This window comes from Janthinobacterium sp. NKUCC08_JDC, from assembly GCF_019345575.1.
GTDB lineage: Bacteria > Pseudomonadota > Gammaproteobacteria > Burkholderiales > Burkholderiaceae_D > Janthinobacterium > Janthinobacterium aestuarii.
Genome location: NZ_JAHKQW010000006.1, coordinates 283,900 through 301,771, shown reverse-complemented (window position 1 = coordinate 301,771; position 17,872 = coordinate 283,900). Strand labels below are relative to the sequence as shown.

At 63.3% G+C, this 17,872-nt stretch carries 18 protein-coding genes; 5 read left to right on the top strand and 13 right to left on the bottom strand.

What is annotated here, in order from left to right; genetic code table 11:
• Positions 1-50: 50 nt before the first annotated feature.
• Positions 51-383: a hypothetical protein gene (locus tag KO538_RS17355; protein WP_219329111.1), complete on the top strand. Its 333-nt coding sequence runs from the start codon at positions 51-53 to the stop codon at positions 381-383.
• 89 nt (positions 384-472) lie between these two features.
• On the opposite strand, the gene KO538_RS17350 is transcribed toward KO538_RS17355, so the two are convergent.
• The 7 genes from KO538_RS17350 to KO538_RS17320 all read right to left on the bottom strand — a co-directional run bounded on the left by KO538_RS17350 (position 473) and on the right by KO538_RS17320 (position 7,888).
• On the bottom strand, positions 473-1,909 hold the full coding sequence (locus KO538_RS17350; protein WP_034748363.1) for a catalase: 1,437 nt from the start codon (positions 1,907-1,909) through the stop codon (positions 473-475).
• A 282-nt stretch (positions 1,910-2,191) separates the two neighbouring features.
• Positions 2,192-2,884 carry a tetratricopeptide repeat protein gene (locus KO538_RS17345; protein WP_219329110.1) on the bottom strand — a complete coding sequence of 231 codons (693 nt, stop codon included), beginning with the start codon at positions 2,882-2,884 and terminating at the stop codon, positions 2,192-2,194.
• A 55-nt stretch (positions 2,885-2,939) separates the two neighbouring features.
• The gene (locus tag KO538_RS17340) at positions 2,940-5,036 is read right to left on the bottom strand and encodes a bifunctional 2',3'-cyclic-nucleotide 2'-phosphodiesterase/3'-nucleotidase (protein ID WP_219329109.1); all 2,097 of its coding nucleotides are present in this window, start codon (positions 5,034-5,036) and stop codon (positions 2,940-2,942) included.
• An 89-nt stretch (positions 5,037-5,125) separates the two neighbouring features.
• Positions 5,126-5,575 (bottom strand): TlpA disulfide reductase family protein, encoded by a 450-nt coding sequence (locus KO538_RS17335; protein ID WP_072453661.1) that lies wholly within the window; start codon positions 5,573-5,575, stop codon positions 5,126-5,128.
• Positions 5,572-6,039, bottom strand: coding sequence for a DUF3299 domain-containing protein (locus KO538_RS17330; RefSeq protein WP_072453660.1), 468 nt, complete (start codon positions 6,037-6,039; stop codon positions 5,572-5,574). The genes KO538_RS17335 and KO538_RS17330 overlap by 4 nt, the downstream gene beginning before the upstream one ends.
• 11 nt (positions 6,040-6,050) lie before the next feature.
• A complete protein-coding gene (locus KO538_RS17325) occupies positions 6,051-7,229 on the bottom strand; it encodes an FtsX-like permease family protein (RefSeq protein WP_072453659.1) in 1,179 nt (392 codons plus the stop codon).
• Positions 7,226-7,888, bottom strand: coding sequence for an ABC transporter ATP-binding protein (locus KO538_RS17320; protein ID WP_219329108.1), 663 nt, complete (start codon positions 7,886-7,888; stop codon positions 7,226-7,228). Before KO538_RS17320 ends, KO538_RS17325 begins: the two co-directional genes overlap by 4 nt.
• 136 nt (positions 7,889-8,024) lie before the next feature.
• Here KO538_RS17320 and zigA point away from each other — a divergent pair, with 136 nt between their 5' ends.
• Genes zigA through KO538_RS17300 form a run of 4 tightly spaced genes read left to right on the top strand, consistent with a single transcriptional unit; the run spans position 8,025 to position 11,617 of the window.
• On the top strand, positions 8,025-9,251 hold the full coding sequence (gene zigA, locus KO538_RS17315; protein ID WP_219329107.1) for a zinc metallochaperone GTPase ZigA: 1,227 nt from the start codon (positions 8,025-8,027) through the stop codon (positions 9,249-9,251).
• Between the two features lie 19 nt (positions 9,252-9,270).
• Positions 9,271-10,269, top strand: coding sequence for a GTP-binding protein (locus KO538_RS17310; protein ID WP_219329106.1), 999 nt, complete (start codon positions 9,271-9,273; stop codon positions 10,267-10,269).
• Positions 10,266-11,054: a hypothetical protein gene (locus KO538_RS17305; RefSeq protein WP_219329105.1), complete on the top strand. Its 789-nt coding sequence runs from the start codon at positions 10,266-10,268 to the stop codon at positions 11,052-11,054. The genes KO538_RS17310 and KO538_RS17305 overlap by 4 nt, the downstream gene beginning before the upstream one ends.
• A 44-nt stretch (positions 11,055-11,098) precedes the next feature.
• The gene (locus KO538_RS17300; protein WP_219329104.1) at positions 11,099-11,617 is read left to right on the top strand and encodes a GNAT family N-acetyltransferase; all 519 of its coding nucleotides are present in this window, start codon (positions 11,099-11,101) and stop codon (positions 11,615-11,617) included.
• A 5-nt stretch (positions 11,618-11,622) separates the two neighbouring features.
• Here KO538_RS17300 and KO538_RS17295 read toward each other — a convergent pair whose 3' ends face one another.
• The 6 genes from KO538_RS17295 to KO538_RS17270 form a co-directional block, all read right to left on the bottom strand.
• A complete protein-coding gene (locus tag KO538_RS17295) occupies positions 11,623-12,048 on the bottom strand; it encodes a Fur family transcriptional regulator (RefSeq protein WP_034787417.1) in 426 nt (141 codons plus the stop codon).
• Positions 12,049-12,151: 103 nt separating this feature from the next.
• The gene (locus tag KO538_RS17290; RefSeq protein ID WP_219329103.1) at positions 12,152-13,492 is read right to left on the bottom strand and encodes an alpha/beta hydrolase; all 1,341 of its coding nucleotides are present in this window, start codon (positions 13,490-13,492) and stop codon (positions 12,152-12,154) included.
• Positions 13,493-13,600: 108 nt separating this feature from the next.
• On the bottom strand, positions 13,601-14,479 hold the full coding sequence (locus tag KO538_RS17285; protein WP_034748331.1) for a peptidase: 879 nt from the start codon (positions 14,477-14,479) through the stop codon (positions 13,601-13,603).
• Between the two features lie 91 nt (positions 14,480-14,570).
• Positions 14,571-15,380 carry a transglutaminase family protein gene (locus KO538_RS17280; RefSeq protein ID WP_219329102.1) on the bottom strand — a complete coding sequence of 270 codons (810 nt, stop codon included), beginning with the start codon at positions 15,378-15,380 and terminating at the stop codon, positions 14,571-14,573.
• Positions 15,380-16,324: an alpha-E domain-containing protein gene (locus KO538_RS17275; RefSeq protein ID WP_219329101.1), complete on the bottom strand. Its 945-nt coding sequence runs from the start codon at positions 16,322-16,324 to the stop codon at positions 15,380-15,382. The genes KO538_RS17280 and KO538_RS17275 overlap by 1 nt, the downstream gene beginning before the upstream one ends.
• Complete coding sequence (locus tag KO538_RS17270) at positions 16,318-17,772, bottom strand: circularly permuted type 2 ATP-grasp protein (protein WP_046685220.1); 1,455 nt, start codon at positions 17,770-17,772, stop codon at positions 16,318-16,320. Before KO538_RS17270 ends, KO538_RS17275 begins: the two co-directional genes overlap by 7 nt.
• Positions 17,773-17,872: the final 100 nt, after the last annotated feature.

Sequence of the window (17,872 nt, the reverse complement as noted above, 5' to 3'; positions counted from 1 at the left end):
GCGGCGCACGATGGCCGGGTGTATCATGGAAGGCATCAGGAGGGTGGGTCATGTCAAACAGTAAATTCGCACAATCGCCGTATGGCGTTTTCGAGGACGCCGCCATGCCGTATTTGCCGGATGAGACGCCTGGACAGGGCATGGGGCAATATGCTCCTGCCGCGCCCCAGGGCCGGCTGGAAGCGGCGAAGCGGCGCAACGAGCGGGCGCTGATGGCCATCGACGGCGTGGAAGGTGTCAGCGTGGGACAGACGGCCGTGGGCAAGGAAGCGCTCGTCGTGTATCTGCGCGACTCGTCCGTCAAGCGGAGCGTGCCGTCTCAGGTCGAGGGTTATCCGGTGGAAACGAGCATCACGGGCCAGATCGATATCCAGCGCTGGTAGGCAGCAAGCGGGCCTGGGCACCTTGCCGCGGCGGAGCGTTGCGATAGAAGACCTGTTGCCAGGCCTTCCATGCAGTCTTGCAGCCTGCCTTATTTGCTCAGGCGGCCGATCGCTTCGGCCACGCCCGCGCCATAGGCGGGGTCGCACAGGGTGCAGTTGCCGATGTGGCGTTGCTTGACTTGCTCCGACGCGCCCGAGATGGCGCGCGCCGTGTTGTCGAACAAGGCTTGCTGCTGCGCCGCGGTCATCAGGCGGAACAGGGCGCGCGGCTGCGAATAGTAATCCTCGTCAACGCGGTGGTTCCAATGGTCGGCCGCGCCTTCGATGCTCAATGGCGGCTCGCGGAAATCGGGCTGCTCGGCCCATTCCTGCTCGCTGTTCGGTTCATAGCCCAGGGTGCCGCCCATGTTGCCGTCGACGCGCATCTGGCCGTCGCGGTGGTAGCTGTGGAACGGGCATTTCGGCGCGTTGACAGGGATATGGCTGTGATTGACGCCAAGGCGGTAGCGCTGCGCGTCGCCATACGAGAACAGCCGGCCTTGCAGCATCTTGTCCGGCGAAAAGCTGATGCCGGGCACCACGTTGGCCGGGTTGAAGGCCGCCTGTTCCACTTCGGCAAAGTGGTTGTCGGCATTGCGGTTCAGTTCCAGCACGCCTACTTCGATCAGCGGATAGTCGCCATGCGGCCACACTTTCGACAGGTCGAACGGGTTGAGGTGATACGTGCCTGCCTCTTTTTCCGGCATGATCTGCACGTACAGGGTCCAGCGGGGGAAATCCTTGTTTTCGATGCTTTCGTACAGGTCGCGGTGCGAGCTTTCGCGGTCCTTGCCGACCAGTTCTTCGGCTTCCGCGTCCGTCAGGTTTTGAATCCCTTGCTGGGTTTTCAAGGTGAACTTGACCCAGAAACGCTCGTTTTGCGCATTCAGGAAGCTGAAAGTGTGGCTGCCGAAGCCATGCATGTGGCGGAAGCTGCGCGGCAAGCCACGGTCGCTCATCACCACCGTGACCTGGTGCAGAGCTTCAGGCAGCGAGGTCCAGAAATCCCAGTTGCTGTTGGCACTGCGCAAGCCGGTGCGCGGGTCGCGCTTGATGGCGTGATTCAGATCGGGAAATTTCAATGGGTCGCGCATGAAGAAGACGGGCGTGTTGTTGCCGACCAGGTCCCAGTTGCCTTCTTCCGTGTAGAACTTCAGGGCAAAGCCGCGGATATCGCGTTCCGCGTCCGCCGCGCCCCGTTCGCCGGCCACCGTGGAAAAGCGCGCGAACATCGGCGTTTTCTTGCCCACTTCGCCGAAGATTTTCGCCCGCGTGTAGCGCGTGATGTCGTGCGTGACGGTAAACGTGCCGTACGCGCCGGAACCCTTGGCATGCATGCGGCGCTCGGGGATGACTTCGCGGTCGAAGTGGGCCAGCTTTTCCAGGAACCACACATCTTGCAGCAGGGCGGGGCCGCGCGGGCCGGCCGTCTGGATGTTCTGGTTGTCGGGAACAGGCGCGCCAAAGGCGGTGGTCAGCTTTTTCATTGGACTCTTTCTTTCATGGCTAGGCAGAGCAATGGACGCACCGGCGCTACTCAAACACTGGCTGGGTTGAATGAACACTCACCGGGGCTGGTCCAGAGTAAAATTTCTAAAATGCAAACCAGTGTAAACTTTTTTATGCGGGATGGCTTGCCGCGCCGCCCGAGCAAGCTCAGGCGGCGTCCTTGCATCATAAGCGCTGAGTAGCTGCCGCTCCCGCACGCTTGCAAGTTGCAAGTATATAAAGGCAGGCTTTGATCACGCCACTGGCCTTTTGCCCAGTTTTTAAAACTTGTTCCAGTTGTTATGCCGGTGCTCCGTCGCCTCCTTCATCAGGTGGCCGGCGCGCAGGGCGTCGTCGGCTTGCACCGTCATGGCCAGTTCCTGGATGGCGGGCGGGTATTCGTGGTGGGCCGCTTCTTCCAGCAGCGCATGGCCCTTGGCCGGGTCGCGCGGCACGCCGCGGCCTTCGCGGTAGGCGTTGTAGAGCAAAAACATGGCGTGCGGATTGCCCAGCTCGCTCGCCTTTGCCAGCCAGCGCGCCGCCTCGCTTTGATCTTTGGGCACGCCTTCGCCATTCGCCGCCAGCAAGCCCAGCATCAGGGCCGCCTTCGCATGGCCTTGCTGTGCCGCTTGCCGGTACCATAGCCAGGCTTGGCCGGGCGTGGCCGCGCGCAGCATCTGGCCCAGCTCGAAGGCCGCTTCCGTGTCGCCCGCGCGGGCCGCCTGTTCGAACAGGCTCAAGGCTTCGGCGCGGCGTTCGGGACGGGGCTGGTAAATCAGCGCCAGTTCGCGTTCGGCGACGGGCATGTCCTTGGCGGCCCAGCTGCGTACCTTGCGCTCGGCCTGGTGGTCGCCCGCCTGGCGCGCATGCATAGCGACGGCTTCGATTTCGGCCGCCGTGGGCGGTGGCGACGACTGGCAGGCGGTCAAGAGCGTTGCCAGCACGACGGCGGGCAGGGAGAGTGGATGTTTCATCTGGATCAGCTTTCATCAAGACAAGCCGGAACCGCCGCGGTTCCGGCCATGGACCTTATTTGCTCAGGTCGATGCGGTACTTGGCGAAACCGCTGGCGTCGAGTCCGCCTTCGGCCGCCACGTTGGTGATGCCGCTGCCTTGCGCCAATGCCAAATGACCCGGCGCCGAGCGCAGGATCACGGGACCGGCCGTGGCCGTCTTGACGAAGCTCCAGCTGCGCGCGCTGCCATTGGCCGCCAGAGTCACCTTGCCGCCCTTGGTGCTCAGCGACGCCAGGTAGTTGCTGACCACGGCCTGGTTCGCATCGGGCGACTTGATGATGGTCTTGCTGCCATCGATGCCGGGCACGGCGCCGCCGCCACCGGCGCGGTAGTCGTTGGTGGCGACGATGAAATCATCGCCGTCGGCCACGGGCGCGCCCTTGTACGTGAGGTTGACGATGCGGCTGCCTGGTTTTTTCGTCACGTCGATCTGGTACGTCAGCGCATTGTTTTCCGCGTAGAACACGTCATAGTTATAGATCGTGCCATACGACGGCACCAGATCCTGCTCGGCGCTGCTGGCGGGGTCGATCTGGGCAAATTGCTTGGCCGACGTTTCCAGCCACGCTTTCAAGTCCGAGCCCTTGATTTTGACGGCTTGCAGGTTGTTATTGCTGTACAAATACAAGTCGCCCGGATTGCGCACTTGCAAGCCGACCGGTGCGGCCGGCGTCGCGCCCGCGGCCACGTCCGTGAAGTCGGACGGCCCGTTGCGGCCCGCCTTGAACGGCGCGCTGCACGAAATGACGGGGATATTCTTGTAGCTGGCCAAGGTGGCGTCCGTGCTGGTGGCAAGGAAATTTTTCACATAGTCGAGCTGCGCCTGGTTCACCAGCTGGATGGCGCTCACGTCGCCCACCAGCGCAAAATAGGCCGACATCTCGAAATCCGTGCTGATGCCCAGCGGCTGCTTGGCGTAGGCGATGGTGGCCGCGTGCTCGGTGGCAACGAGAGGCGCGATGGCCGGATCGGCTTTCACGAGGGTCGTGCCATCCGTGTACTTGAAGCCGCGCGATTCCACCGTCGTCTTGGCCGGCTGCACTACCCACTTGCCGCTTTGATACACCATCGTCAGCTTGATGATGCCCAGGCGGCGGCCCCAGCTTTGCGCCATGACGGTTGGCACGCCGTTCACAAAGCCGTTGACGGCGTCGATCTTGGCGCTGGCGGGGAAGGCGGCAAACGAGGCGTCCAGCGCGGCCGCGCCCGTCTCTTTACCTTTCGGGAAGATCAGGTGCGAATGGCCGATCATCAGCGCATCGATGCCCGTGGTGGTCAAATGATAGCTGCCGTTTTCCATCTTCGGGCTGTAGGCGCTCGTGTCCAGGCCGCCATGCGACAGGGCCACGACGAGGTCGGCGCCCTTGCTGCGCAATTCCGGCACGTACTGTTTCGCCGCTTCCTGCACGCCCGTCACGCTGACCTTGCCAGCGAGCACTTTCTGATCCCATTCGAGGATTTGCGGCGGTACAAAGCTCAGCACGCCCACATTGATTTTCACGCTCAGCTTGCTGCCATCGGGCGCCGTGGCGGTGAAATCGCGCGGCAGCACTGTGTAGGGTTGGAAGATGGGCTTGCCGCTGGCCACGCCGACGACATTGCTCAGCACGGAAGGGAAGGCGGGCGCACCGCACGTGCCCGTCGGCTTGGCCACGCCGGGAATGCCGAAATCCGTGTTGGTGATCTGGCTCAGGTATGGCAAACCATAGTTGAACTCATGGTTGCCCATGCCGCCCGCGTCGTATTTCAGCGCGTTCATGGCCTTGTGCACGGCCAGCGTGCCGGAGCAGGGCACGGGTGCGGCCACGGCCTGCAGGTCGGCCAGCAAGGTGCCCTGGATGACGTCGCCGTCGTCGAGCAGCACATTGTTCGGATTTTCCGCGCGCGCCGCCTGGATCAGGGTCGACGTGCGTTCCAGGCCCAGGCTCGTGTCTTCGGCCAGCGCATAGTAGTTATAGCTCAACACGTTCGAGTGGATATCGGTGGTTTCCAGCAATGCCACGGTGACCGTCGTGCCCTCGGGAATGGCCGGCGCCGTGTTTGAACTGCCGTTGCAAGCAACGAGACCCGCACTTGCCAGCGCCGCCAGCATGACCCTATTTGTTTTCATTACCGCCCTCGCAGAGATTCAAAGGACGCGACTGTAACGCCGCCATGTGACGCGGCGATGACAGCCGTGCAAGCCGCATGGATACAGGCTTACGCGCAGGCGGCCACGGCCTTGGCCAGCCAGGCTGCATCGACGGGCCCCAGGCGCCGCGTGCAGATCCGATGTTGAGAAGTCAGGATCACTGTATACGGCAAGCCCTTGATTTTATTGCCAAAGATGGGAAGCAAAGCGGGTGAAGCCAGGGCTTGGGGATAGCTGGCCCGGTGCTGCCGCAGGAACGCTTGCGCGGCCGCCCGCGTGTCGATCGCGATGCCGATGAAGGGCAAGCCGGGCTGGCTGGCGGCGTGGGCATGCAATATCGGCAACTCCCGGATGCAGGGCAGGCAGTTGCTGGCCCAGAAGTTCAGCACCACTGGCTGGTTCTGGAACTGGCTGAGTTTTAGCTGGCCATCGCCATCGAGCCGGGCCAAGTCGAAGGATAGCGGCGCGGCAGCCGCATAGCCGGCCAGCAACAGCAATAGCGCCGGCCAGCGCGTCATTGCGGCACCACGGCCGCGTCCGTCACGCGGTAATACAGGCCCATGGGATCGCTGGCCAGTACTTTCAGCTTGCCCTGCACGATGAACGGTGCATAGCTGAATTTCACGGGAGTCCTGCTCTTGATCTCCACCACGCCTTCCGGGCCGGCCGGCAGACAAAAGGGGCAACTGGCCGAGGTGACGGTCAGCAAGAAGTGTTTCTGCTTTTGCCCCGGTTCCAAGGGCATCATGAAGCCTTGCACTTTCACGTCCGTATTGTCGAGCGCGCTGATTTCCGGCGTGTATTTCGGCACCATGCGGCCTTTTTTCGCCTTGACCGTGGTGGCCTTGCCCAGCAGTTTCCACGAGACCACGCCGGGCAAGTCCGTCAACGGAGCGAAAAACGACGGTGGTTCGTCGGCGGGCGCGGCGCAGGCAGAGCCGGCCAGCAGCAATCCAATGCTCAAGATCATGATGTTCAACATGTTTTTTCCTTTCAGGGACGCGCCAGGGTGGCGGCGATATCGGTGCGGTAGGCGCGAATGGCGGGCAGGGCGGCGGCCAGCAAGCCCACCGCCACGGCAATGACCGGCAGCCACGCTTCGCCGGGCGCGATGCGCCACGCTTGCAGATTCAGTTGCTGCATCGATTCCAGCACGCCAACACCGGCATGGCCCAGCAGCCAGCCCAGCGCCGCGCCCGTCAATGACAGCAGCAAGCCTTGCGCCAGCAGCAAACGCAGCAGTTTGGCGGGCGAGGCGCCCAGGGTGCGCAGGATGGCCAGGTCTGTCTTGCGCTCTTCCAGAACTCCATACAGGGCCACAAACAGCGACAGGGCCGCCACCAGCAGCACGCCGGCGGCTATCGCCCGCAACACATCGATGCCCACGCCCAGCAGATTGAACAGCCGTGCCGCCTCGAAAGCGGGCTGGGCCGCCTGCAGGCGCGGCTGGCCATTGACCCAGCGCGGCAGGCTGATGGCGGCCAGGGGCGACGCGTATTGCACCAGCACGGCCGTCAATTCGCGATGGGGCGCAGTTGCCGCTGATTCGTCGGGGTCCGTTTCATGCACTTGCCACACGGAAGCGACGGGCGTGACGATCAGTCGGTCGAGCACCGTGCCCGTGGGCGCCAAAATGCCCGTCACCGTGTAGGGCGCGTGCTCGTGCACTTCGCCGCCGGCCGCCAGACCGTGCGAGCCGGCAAAGCGGGCGCCGAGGGTGGCGCCCGTGTCACGGGCCGCCTGGGCGCCGAACACGGCTTGCATCGGTTGCGCGAACAACTTTCCTTGCGCCAGCTGCGCGCCGTAATGGTCGAGCAGCGCCGTGGTGCTGCCGACGATGCGCACACCGTGGAAATTGTCGCCCAGCGCGAGCGGGATCGCGGATTGCACCAGCGGCTGAGCGGCCAGCGCCGCCAGCGCGCTGTCGGGGATGTTACCGGTTGGAATATCGGCGTGATACACGGACGACAGGATCAGTTGCAAGGGCGAGCCCTTGGCGCCCACCACGAGGTCGATGCCCTGGGCATCGCGTTCGGCGTGCTCTTCCAGCTGGCTGGATACGCCGAGAATGAACGTCATCATGGCGATGCCGATGGCTACCAGCAGCAGATTCAAGCTGGACGCCAGCGGCTTGTGGCGCAGGGCGCGCCAGGCCAGGGTGGCCGCGTTCATGCCGCCACTCTGGAGCTGGAGCGGGGCAGGCGCAGCACGAGCGCGTCGGGCATGGCGGCCAGCACCCTGGCGTCGTGGCTGGCAATCACCAGCGAGGCGCCAACTTGCGCAGCCTGGCTGGCCATCAGGTGCACGACGGCGGCACAGGCGTCGTCGTCGAGGTTGTCCGTCGGCTCGTCGGCCAGGATCAGCCGCGGGCGCATGACGACGGCGCGCGCGATGGCGGCCCGCTGGCGTTCGCCGCCGCTCAAAGCATATGGGTAGGTATCGAGCTTGTTGGCCAGGCCCAACTGGTCCAGCAAGCTGGCCGCACGGACCGGATCGGCGCGCTGGCCACTGGCGTAGGCGGGCAGCAAGACATTGTCGAGCACGTTCAAGCTGGGCACCAGCGCCAGTTGCTGGGGCAGCAAGCCGATGGTGCGCCCGCGCCAGCTGTCGCGCTGGCGCGGCGTGAGGCCTGGCAGGGACCGGCCCGCCACTTCAAGGCGGCCAGCCTGGGGCGCCAGGATACCCGCCAGCAAATGCAACAAAGTCGATTTGCCGGAGCCGGACGGCCCCAGCAGCAGTGCGTGCTGCCCGGCGGGCAAGTGAAAGGCGTCGATATCGAGCACGGGGCTGGCATGGTCATAGCCATAGGTCAAAGAGGCGAGGTGGAGCATGGAATTCTTTCGGAAGTCAGGCAGGCAAAGATTGGCGCACAAATGCAACTGAGCTGCATTATAATTCAAACGCAATAGACTTGCATTTAAAATCCAAGGTCCATTGCCTCCTTAATTGCTCATCCGAAAGATACCCATGGCCCAGCGCAAACTCCCCGTCACCGTCCTGTCCGGCTTTCTCGGCGCCGGCAAGACCACCTTGCTCAACCACATACTGCGCAACCGCGAAGGCAAGCGCGTGGCCGTCATCGTCAATGACATGAGCGAAGTCAATATCGATGCCTCGCTCGTGAAAGACAGTGCCGAAGCGGCCGGCGCGGCTTTGTCGCGCACGGAAGAAAAACTCGTGGAAATGTCGAACGGCTGCATCTGCTGCACCTTGCGCGACGATCTGTTGCTGGAAGTGCGGCGCCTGGCTGCGGAAGACCGCTTCGATTATTTGCTGATCGAATCGACGGGCGTGGGCGAACCGATGCCCGTCGCCGCCACCTTCGACTTCGAGGACGAGCACGGCGACAGCCTGAACGACGTGGCGCATATCGACTGCATGGTCACCGTGGTCGACTGCGCCAACCTGCTCAACGATTTCCATAGCGAAGACAGCCTGGAGCAGCGGGGCGAGACGGCGGGCGAGGGCGACGACCGCCAGCTGGCCAACTTGCTGACGGAACAGATCGAGTTTGCCAATGTCATCGTCCTCAACAAGGTCGACATGGTCGATGCGGCCGAGCGCCTGCGCGTGCTGGCCGTCATCAAGGCGTTGAATCCCGGCGCGCGCATCATCGAAACCAACCAGTCCGTCGTGCCGCTCGACGCCATCCTGGGCACGAATCTGTTCAACCTGGAGCAGGCGGCCAGCATGCCGGGCTGGGCGCAGGAGCTGGCCGGCATCCACACGCCGGAAACGGACACCTATGGCATCAGCAGTTTTGTGTATCGCGCGAAAGAGCCGTTCCACGCGCAGCGCCTGCACGACTACATTGCCCAGCCGATCAAGGGCGTGGTGCGCAGCAAGGGATATTTCTGGCTGGCCAGCCGCCCCGAATGGGTAGCCAGCCTGTCCGGCGCGGGCAAGCTGATGAATATCGAACCCGTTGGCCTGTGGTGGGCGTCCGTGCCGAAGGAACGCTGGCCAACGGATGCGGCCTCGCTGGCGGAAGTTAAAGCGGGCTGGAACGAGACATATGGTGACCGCTACCAGGAACTCGTCTTCATCGGCCAGGACATGGACCAGGCCGCCATCGAGGCGGACTTGAAGAAATGTCAACTCAACTACACGGAAACGCGCCAGGGCATGGCCGCCTGGCGCAAGCTGGCCGACCCGTTCCCGCAATGGCAGCGCATGGAAGAACTCGAAGATTAACCACCGACAGGAAAGCAATATGACAGAACTGATCCCCGTTACCATCATCACGGGTTTTCTCGGCAGCGGGAAAACCACCTTGCTCAAGCGCATATTGCAGGGCGATCACGGCGTGCGCATCGCCGTGATCGAAAACGAATTCGCCGCCGAAAGCATCGACCATGGCTTGCTGGTGCAAGATAGCGACGAGCAGATCGTGGAAATGAACAATGGCTGCATCTGCTGCAGCGTACGCGGCGACCTGATCCGCATCCTCGGTGAACTGCAGGCCAGGCGCGCGGCAGGAATTATTGCCTTCGACCACGTGATCATCGAAACGACGGGCCTGGCCGCGCCCGGACCCGTGGCGCAAACTTTCTTTGCGGAGCCCTCCGTCAGCGAGTACTACATGCTCGACGCCATCCTGACGGTGGTCGATGCGCGCCACGCGCAGCAGCAATTGACGGCGCACAAGGAAGCGCAGGAGCAGGTGGGCTTTGCCGACCGCATCCTGTTGTCGAAGACGGACCTGGTCAGCAAGGACGAGCTGGCCGCGTTGCGCCAGCGCCTGGTCGCCATCAATGGCCGCGCCAGCATACAGAAAGTGCGCTTTGGCAATGTGCCGCTGCGCGACATCCTGAATATTCGCGGTTTCAACTTGAACGCCATCGTCGAGCTGGAGCCGGATTTCCTGGGAGAACTGGGACACCGCCATGGCGACGGCGTGCAATCATTCGTCTATCATCAGTCCCAGCCCCTCGATCTGCTGCAGGTGGAAAATTTTCTCGATGCTGTGGTACAGCTGTTCGGCACCCAGCTGATGCGCTACAAGGGGATTTTGTATGTTGCCGACCTGGATTGCCGCGCCGTGTTCCAGGGCGTGCACATGCTGATGGGCTCGGAGCTGGGCGCGCCGTGGCGCGACGGCGAGACGCGCGCCAGCAAGATCATCTTTATTGGCCACGACTTGCCGCAGGATATGCTGATACGCGGCCTGGACCGTTGCGTGACGGCCAGCGTAAGCGAGGTGGCGGCATGAGCGTGGAAGCGGGCTTGCCCGCCCTGGCGCTGATTTTCCTGCTCGGCATGCGGCATGGGCTGGAACCCGATCACCTGGCCGCCGTCGATGGCTTGACCTTGCGCAGCCAGGCCGCAGCGCCGCGCTGGGCGCCGTGGATGGGCGCGCTGTTTGCGCTGGGCCATGGCGTCACCGTGCTGGCCATCGTCGCTGTCGCCGCCGTCGCGTCGCAGCAATTTACACCGTCGGAGGCAGTATTCGGCTGGCTGGAATGGCTGCCCATTGCCTTGCTATTGCTCATCGCCGGCATGAATGCGCGCAGCTTGCTGGCCGGCGAGCAACTGGCCGAGGTGCGCGGCCGGCTGCTGCCGCGGGCGCTGCGGGGCGCTTCGGGACCGCTCGCCGCCATCCTCGTCGGCATGCTGTTCGCGCTCGTGTTCGACACGGCCCTGCAGGCGGCCGCCTGGGGTTACGCGGCCGTCGCGCTGGGCGGCATGCAGCCGGCCTTGCTCACAGGCACGGTGTTCGCCGTGGGCATGGGCGTGACCGATACCTTCGATGGCTGGGTCACGGCGAAAGTCATGCGCACGGGCCAGGCAGACATCGTGCGCGCCTTCCGCCGCCGCCTGGGCTGGCCCATCGTCGCCATCTGCATGGCGATGGCTGGATACATGGCGGCCGGCAAGCTTGACTCCGAGTGGTCGCTGCCGGAAAGCTGGACGGCGGCCCTGGGAGCGGCCATGGTGCTGCTGATGGCCACCCTGTACGGCTGGACTTTGCTGGGTTTGCGCCGCGTGCGTGCCTGAGCTGGAGGCGTGGGTATAATGGGAAAAAACTGCCGGATTCCACCATGCCCGCACCCGATATCGTCATCCGCCTGCTGACGCCAGCCGACACCACCGCCTTTTGCGCGCTGCGCCTGCGCGCCATCCTCGATTCGCCCAGCTCGTTTTCTTCATCGCGCGAGGACGAGCTGGCGCGCACGCCGGAAGAACATGCGCAGCGCATTGCCGGCGGCGCCTTTCAGCGCGGTTTTGGTGCCTTCGATGGCGAACGTCTCGTCGGTTTTGCCGGATTGCAGCGCGAAAGGATGCGCCAGTTGTCGCACAAGGCCTTGCTGTGGGGCGTGTTTGTCGACGTGACGCAGCGGGGCAAGGGCGTGGCGCGGCGGCTTGTCAACGCCTGCATCGAACAGGCCGAGACGGACCCTACCATCATGCAAGTGCACTTGAGCGTGAATGCGGAAAACAATGCCGCCTTGCGGCTGTATGAATCGCTGGGATTTATCGCGTATGGCACGGAGCCGCGCTCGATGCGCGTCGGTGAGCTGTTCTATGACGAGCATCACCTGGCCTTGCTGCTGAAGTGATACCGCTATTTGCAGCGCGGGCACAGGCCCTTGATCAGGTAATCGACTTCGCCGCCGCTGAAGCCTTCCGGCAAGAGCACGGGCGGCGGCAGCTTGACTTCGTTGAAGCAGGTGACGTTCGCGCATTTGGTGCACTGGAAATGCGCGTGCTCGTGCGCCTGATGGCCGGCGCCCGCGCTGAAGCGCCACACCTGGTCGGCGCCCGCGATGCGGTGCACGAGTTCATTTTCCGTCAGCCATTCCAGCACCCGGTACAGGGTGACGGAATCGATATCGCTGTCCTGCGACAGCGCCTGCTGGATTTCATGGTGGGTCAGCGAACGGCTTTGCGCCATTAAAAAGTCGAGCACCTTCACGCGCGTCTTGGTGACGCGGGCGTTGGTGTTGCGGATCAGCGATTCGGCTTGCGGTGTAGAAGATGATGTCAACATGATAGGCCTGCTTGCGGGGGATCGGCTGGCGGCGTCATCGCCGTGCCCGTTGCCACCCTCTGGGCCGTATCTTAGCATGCGTGCCGCACCGGATGGAACGGCGTCACGGTTTGAACGTCCAATAGCGGCCGGCCGCCGTGTCGACGGGGTCGAGAAAGCGCTGGTCGGCGCGCGCATGGTTGCGTATCAGATAAAACATGTCGGACAGGGCGGAGCGCTTTTCCGCGAAATACGTGTGTTTCATGAAACTCGTGTCGACCCCGCTGGCGTCGATGGTTTCCACGCCCGCCACGATCAGCATGCCGGCGCCGCTGTCGCCCGCGCGCGCGTAGCCGTGCACGGCTTTCGAGGCGGCCAGGGCCAGGTCTTGCGATGAGGCGTACAAGGTGACGGGGTTGCGCGCGCCGGCCAGTTTCGGCGCGATGTCGTGCTTGAAGATGGCCGCGTCGATATCGGGTGCGGACAGGATGATTTCCGTGATCTTTTGCGCCAGCTGCGGCTGCGCGGCCAGCAAGTCGGCCACGGCGCGCGCCAGGCCACGGCTGCCCATGCTGTGGCCGACCAGATACACTTGCGCCGCGTCCGTGCTGGCGAGAAAGTCGGCCAGGAAGGCCGTCATGTGGGGCGTGCTCCATTCGATATTGTTTTCATCGATGGTGTAGCCGGCCACGCCGCCGCGCGACGGCCAGCTGTAGAACACGGGCGCGCCGTCGAAACCGAGGTCGTAGGCCATCTGTCCCGTGCGCCGCGCCGCATCCTCGAAACTCACGTTGTAGCCGTGCACGAAGAGAAAGGCGCTTTTATCGGCCGAGGCGCGGATCTGGGTTTTGAGTGCGGCAAAGAAGTTGTCGCGGTCCTGCACCTCGGCGGACAGCACCACCACGTGCTTGGCCGGGTCGTCGCGAAATTCCAGGCGCCACAGCGACGGCGATTCCAGCTGGCCCATGCGGTGGTCGCGGGGGATGCTGATGTCGCAGCTGCCATAGCTGAGCGGGCCATTGCCTCCCAGAATGTTGCGTTCGCCGCTGAAGCGCTGGGCCGGCGGCTTGCCCACGTCGCGCTGCCGGTCCGTGGCGAAATATACTTTGACTACCGCATAATTCGACACGACGGCGCTTTTATCGGCCGGGGCGGGCGCGGCTTCCACGTCGGGTGCCTGGGGCAAAGGCCGCTGCACCGCGTCGAGCAAGCCTTGCGCGGCAAACAGGGTTTCCATGTCGTCCGGCACTTTGGCGCTGGACAGGGCGGCGGACAGGGCCAGTTGCAGCTGGGTATTGGCAGGCTCGGCTTCCAGCGCGGCGATGGCGGCCAGGATGGCGGCGGCGCTGTCGAACTTGGCGATGGCCTGCTTGAGCCGCTCATAGTGGCTGGCGACGGCTTCGGGCGCATGGCCGGGCGCGCCATGCCCGATGGCCGCCACGACGGCGGAAGTGATCAAGTCCATGCGCTACCTGCCTTTCAGGTTAATCTGGATTAAATATCAACCCATATTGCCATAAAAGCACGCGAAAAGCGACTTGTCCAGCACCGCGCGCAGGCGGTGCGCGGCAGATCAATGCTGCTTGTCGTCGCTGAACTGCTGCGCCAACGATTGCAGCGGCGCCACGGTCAGGCCCCCGCGGCTCACGTGCTCGGGGATGGCCACGCGCACGGGCTTGCTGTGCATGTTGGCGGACGACAGCACGTTCGTCGTCGTCTCCGGCGCCGCGTTCCACACGGGATCGACGATGCCTTCGAACACCTGTTTCAATTGTTCGCCCCAGGTGTCGCGGATCATGCGGAAATACTGGTTCTTTTCATCAATGGTGACAAAGCGCGTGACGGCCAGGCTGCCTGTCTCGTAGACGAGCAGGTCGAGCGGCAAGCCGACGGAAATGTTCGAACGCAGGGTCGAATCCATGGAGATCAGCGCGCACTTGGCCGCCTCGTCCAGGCGCGTGAACGGGTTGACGACGCGGTCGATGATGGGCTTGCCATACTTGGCTTCGCCGATCTGGAAATACGTGTTTTCATCGTGCGATTCGATGAAATTGCCGGCTGAATACACCTGGAACAGCCGGCAGCGCTCGGCGCCGATCTGGCCGCCCAGAATGATGCTGACGTTGAAATCGATGCCGCAATCGGCCAAGGCCTTCGCTTCGCGCAAGTGCACGGTGCGCACGGCTTCGCCCACGATACGGGCCGCATCGTACATGCTGGCCACATTCCAGATGCTGCGGCCATCCGCATCGACGTGTTCGGAAACGATCTGGCGGATCGCCTGCGAGATCGACAAATTGCCGGCCGTCATCAGGACCAGCATGCGGTCGCCCGGGTTCTCGAACACGCTCATCTTGCGGAAGGTGCCCACCTGATCCACGCCGGCGTTGGTGCGGGAGTCGGACAGGAAGACCAGGCCTTCGTTCAGGCGCATGCCTATGCAATAAGTCATCGTCGTAAATCAAATCAAAAGGGGAAGCATTTTACACCAGCCGGGCCCGGCATACCGCTGGCAAGGCCCGGCCAGCCTCATTCCGGCCTGTTTACACGGGCACGATCTGCACATCGACTCTTAAGGTTTCCGTGCCGCCCCCCTGGCGCACGCCGCGCACGGGAGCCGCCGAATCGTAGTCGCGCCCGATGGCCAGGCGGCAATACGCATCCGTCATCAGCCGCGCATGCGTGACGTCGATGCTGACCCAGCCCGCGAAATCCGTGTCTTCGGCCCACGCGTCGACCCAGGCATGGCTGGCCGCATGGCCCGTCGTGCCCGGATCGATATAGCCGGACACATAGCGGGCCGGGATGCCCCAGGCGTGGCAGCAGGCCAGGAACAGGTGGGCGTGATCCTGGCATACGCCGCGTCCCAGGGCCAGCGCGTCGCCGGCCGTGGTGGTGACCATGGTGGCGCCGCTTTCATACGCGACCTTGCCGACGATGTGCTCGGCCAGGCGCAGCAGATGGTTCGTGCCCGCCGTCACGCTCCGGTCCGGCAGGCTGGCGGCCGCCAGGTCGAGAATGGCGGGATCGGCCTGCGTCAGCGGCGTCGGCATGGTAAACAGCAAGGGCGACAAGGTGTCGATCAGGTTCAGCCGTCCCTTGTGCGGGTAGATGGTTTCCACCACGCCATGCGCCACTAGGCTCAGGGAGTGATGGCTACCGTTAATCGTCAGCATGTGCGACAAGTTGCCGTAGGCATCCGTGTAGGCGTGGCACTGGCCCGGCGTCGTGATTTGCCAGGACAGGGCCCGCTGCTGCGGCTCGATACGCGGCGTCAGGTGCAGCTGCTGGATGGTGTAGGCCAGCGGCGCACTGTAGGCGTAATGGGTTTCGTGGCGGATGGTGAGCTGCATCAGGCCGCCAAGGGAACGAGGAAGTCGCGGCTGACCCGGTTGCCCAGGTCATAGATGTTTTCCAGAAACTCCGTCAAAGTCAGGTGCAAGCCCGCCTTCATGATGTCGTCGATATGGCCGAATTTCAGTTCCGCGTGCAATTTGCCCGCAAACCGTTCCGTATCGGCCGACACATCGTTGCGGACGTGCTTGAGGTTTTCCACCACGTCATCCATGCAGGCAAGTAAGGATCTGGGCATGTCGCCGCGCAGCATCAGCAATTCCGCCACCCGTGCCGGGGTGATCACATCGCGGTAGACCTTGCGGTAGATCTCGAAGCCGGACACGGAGCGCAGCAGGGCCGCCCAGTAGTAGAAGTCGCGCTGGGTGATGTCTTTCGACGTATCGCGCGCGCCGTGGAACTTCACGTCGAGGATGCGCGCCGTGTTGTCGGCCCGCTCGAGGAAAGTGCCGAGGCGAATGAAATGGATGGCCTCATCCTTGAGCATGGTGCCCAGGGTCACGCCGCGCGACAGGTGCGAACGGTACTTGACCCACTCGAAGAACTGGCTGGGGTCCGTTTCCAGCAGATTGCTTTTCAAACGCTTCTGCATGTCGAGCCAGGTGGCGTTCTGGATTTCCCACACTTCCGTCGTCAAAGTCCCCCGCACGGCGCGGGCGTTTTCGCGCGCCCCCGTCAGACAGGCAAGGATGGACGACGGGTTGTTCGGGTCGCGCACCATGAAGTCGAGCACGTCGCGCGTATGAAAACGGCCATATTTGTGGTCGTACGCGCTTTGCAGCTCGGAAATACCCAGGGTGGCGCGCCAGCCTTGCTCCGCGTCCTGTTCGGACTGGGGCAGCATCGACGTCTGCATGTTAACGTCGAGCATGCGCGCCGTGTTTTCCGCCCGCTCCGTGTAGCGGGCCATCCAGAACAAATGATCGGCGGTGCGGCTCAGCATGTTTTCTCTCCTGCAAAAGCGGATGTGGCTTCCAGTACCCAGGTATCCTTGGTGCCGCCCCCTTGCGAGGAGTTGACCACGAGCGAACCTTCACCGAGCGCGACGCGGGTCAGGCCGCCGGGCACCATGGAAATCGTCTTGCCGGACAGCACGAACGGGCGCAAATCGATATGGCGCGGCGCGATGCCGGCCTCGACATACGTGGGGCAGGCGGACAGGGCCAGTGTCGGCTGGGCGATGTAGCCGCCCGGATTGGCCAGCAGGCGCTGGCGGAAGTCCTCGATCTGCGCGGCGCTCGAAGCCGGCCCCACCAGCATGCCGTAGCCGCCCGCGCCATGCACTTCCTTGACGACGAGTTGCGCCAGGTTCGCCAGCACGTAGGACAAGTCGGCGCTCTTGCGGCACTGGTACGTGGGCACGTTGTTGAGTATCGGTTCCTGCGACAGGTAAAACTTGATCATGTCGGGCACGAACGGGTAGATCGACTTGTCGTCGGCCACGCCCGTGCCGATCGCGTTGGCCAGGGTCACCCGGCCGGCGCGGTACACGGACAGCAGGCCCGGCACTCCCAGCGAGGAATCGGAGCGGAAAGCCAGCGGGTCGAGGAAATCGTCGTCCACGCGGCGGTAGATCACGTCGACTCGCTTGGGGCCGCGCGTGGTGCGCATGTACACAGAGTTGTCGTTGACAAACAAATCCTTGCCTTCCACCAGTTCCACGCCCATTTGCTGGGCCAGGAACGCGTGTTCGAAGTAGGCGGAGTTGTACATGCCCGGCGTCATGACGACGACCGTGGGGTCATCGACGCCCATCGGCGCGACCGAGCGCAAGTTGTCGAGCAGCATGTCCGGGTAATGGTCGACGGGCGCGATGCGGTTGCGCGCGAACAGTTCCGGGAACAGCCGCATCATCATCTTGCGGTCCTCCAGCATGTAGGACACGCCGGAGGGCACGCGCAGGTTGTCTTCCAGCACATAGAATTCGCCCTGTCCGGCCCGCACGATGTCGACGCCGGCGATGTGGGCGTAAATGTCGGAGGCGACGGAAATACCCTGCATTTCCGGGCGGTACTGGGCATTCTTGTAGATTTGCTCGGCAGGAATGATGCCCGCCTTGATGATGTTTTGCTCATGATAAATATCATGGATGAACATGTTCAAGGCTTGCACGCGCTGCACCAGGCCCGTCTGCATCTGTGCCCATTCGGCGGCGGGAATGATGCGCGGGATGGTGTCGAACGGAATCAGGCGTTCCGTGCCGGCATCGTCGCCGTAGACGGCGAACGTGATGCCGACCCGGCGGAACGTCAGGTCGGCTTCGGCCCGCTTGCGGGCGATGGTCTCGGGGGATTGCTGCTCCAGCCAGTTGCTGAATTCACGATAGTGTTCACGTACCTTGCTGTCCGTACCCACTTCATTTGCAGTCATTTCATTGAAAAAATTTGCCATGTTGTGATTTCCCTTGAGCCGTGTCTGACTATAGCTCAGCAGAAATCGTGCCAGTGCCGCGCACCCGAAAGTATGTAAAAAATGACCATTTTTGTGGCGT

Excerpts from the sequence above, each read along its gene's own strand:
- KO538_RS17340 (WP_219329109.1), bottom strand. The coding sequence starts at position 5,036 with ATGAAAACAAATAGGGTCATGCTGGCGGCGCTGGCAAGTGCGGGTCTC.
- KO538_RS17310 (WP_219329106.1), top strand. The coding sequence starts at position 9,271 with ATGACAGAACTGATCCCCGTTACCATCATCACGGGTTTTCTCGGCAGC.
- KO538_RS17305 (WP_219329105.1), top strand. The coding sequence starts at position 10,266 with ATGAGCGTGGAAGCGGGCTTGCCCGCCCTGGCGCTGATTTTCCTGCTC.
- KO538_RS17350 (WP_034748363.1), bottom strand. The coding sequence starts at position 1,909 with ATGAAAAAGCTGACCACCGCCTTTGGCGCGCCTGTTCCCGACAACCAG.
- KO538_RS17325 (WP_072453659.1), bottom strand. The coding sequence starts at position 7,229 with ATGAACGCGGCCACCCTGGCCTGGCGCGCCCTGCGCCACAAGCCGCTG.
- KO538_RS17270 (WP_046685220.1), bottom strand. The coding sequence starts at position 17,772 with ATGGCAAATTTTTTCAATGAAATGACTGCAAATGAAGTGGGTACGGAC.
- KO538_RS17320 (WP_219329108.1), bottom strand. The coding sequence starts at position 7,888 with ATGCTCCACCTCGCCTCTTTGACCTATGGCTATGACCATGCCAGCCCC.
- zigA (WP_219329107.1), top strand. The coding sequence starts at position 8,025 with ATGGCCCAGCGCAAACTCCCCGTCACCGTCCTGTCCGGCTTTCTCGGC.
- KO538_RS17355 (WP_219329111.1), top strand. The coding sequence starts at position 51 with ATGTCAAACAGTAAATTCGCACAATCGCCGTATGGCGTTTTCGAGGAC.
- KO538_RS17285 (WP_034748331.1), bottom strand. The coding sequence starts at position 14,479 with ATGACTTATTGCATAGGCATGCGCCTGAACGAAGGCCTGGTCTTCCTG.
- KO538_RS17290 (WP_219329103.1), bottom strand. The coding sequence starts at position 13,492 with ATGGACTTGATCACTTCCGCCGTCGTGGCGGCCATCGGGCATGGCGCG.
- KO538_RS17280 (WP_219329102.1), bottom strand. The coding sequence starts at position 15,380 with ATGCAGCTCACCATCCGCCACGAAACCCATTACGCCTACAGTGCGCCG.
- KO538_RS17345 (WP_219329110.1), bottom strand. The coding sequence starts at position 2,884 with ATGAAACATCCACTCTCCCTGCCCGCCGTCGTGCTGGCAACGCTCTTG.
- KO538_RS17275 (WP_219329101.1), bottom strand. The coding sequence starts at position 16,324 with ATGCTGAGCCGCACCGCCGATCATTTGTTCTGGATGGCCCGCTACACG.
- KO538_RS17330 (WP_072453660.1), bottom strand. The coding sequence starts at position 6,039 with ATGTTGAACATCATGATCTTGAGCATTGGATTGCTGCTGGCCGGCTCT.
- KO538_RS17295 (WP_034787417.1), bottom strand. The coding sequence starts at position 12,048 with ATGTTGACATCATCTTCTACACCGCAAGCCGAATCGCTGATCCGCAAC.
- KO538_RS17300 (WP_219329104.1), top strand. The coding sequence starts at position 11,099 with ATGCCCGCACCCGATATCGTCATCCGCCTGCTGACGCCAGCCGACACC.
- KO538_RS17335 (WP_072453661.1), bottom strand. The coding sequence starts at position 5,575 with ATGACGCGCTGGCCGGCGCTATTGCTGTTGCTGGCCGGCTATGCGGCT.